The sequence below is a fragment of the Micromonospora sp. ALFpr18c genome, from assembly GCF_008868155.1.
Classification (GTDB): domain Bacteria; phylum Actinomycetota; class Actinomycetes; order Mycobacteriales; family Micromonosporaceae; genus Micromonospora.
This window is the reverse complement of the sequence record NZ_WBKR01000500.1, coordinates 1-457: the sequence shown is the minus strand read 5'-3', so window position 1 is coordinate 457 and position 457 is coordinate 1. Positions and strand designations below refer to the sequence as shown.

1 protein-coding gene is annotated in these 457 nt (G+C 67.4%); it reads right to left on the bottom strand.

Going from position 1 to position 457, the window contains the following annotated elements; translation table 11 throughout:
- Positions 1 to 5 precede the first annotated feature (5 nt).
- Positions 6 to 457: ISAs1 family transposase (locus F8271_RS31840; protein ID WP_151493451.1), on the bottom strand; the 452-nt coding region annotated here is incomplete at its 5' end.

The following is a 457-nucleotide window of genomic DNA, read 5'->3' as shown; positions in this document are numbered from 1 at the left end:
CAGGGTCATTGCGTGTTGGTGTAACTGCTGGTCACGGCGTCGATGAGGTCGTGTGATCGGCGGTCGGAGCGGCGGTTGGCGCGGGCGATGTTGGTGTCGCCGTTGATGCGGTGCCAGCCGATCGCGGTGTTACGCAGGGTGGCCATGACGGCGGGTCCGGTGCCGGTTCGGGCTTGATGCAGGTCTTCACGGAACGTGACGTCTCTGACGTTATGGACCTGGTTCTCGATCAGCCACTCTGCCCTCGTCCACCTCTGCAGGTCAGCGGGTTGAGCGTCGGCGGCGGTCAGGGACGTGACCAGGTAGGCGGTCTCCCTGCTGGTCTTGCCGTCCACGGTGCGGGTCCGGATGATCCGGGCGGCCTGCTGGGCGCGCGGAAAGGCGATCCCGCCCGGGATGTGCAGGGTGACAGCCTTGACCGTGCGGGTCTCCTTACGGCCGTGTCCGCGGTCGCGGG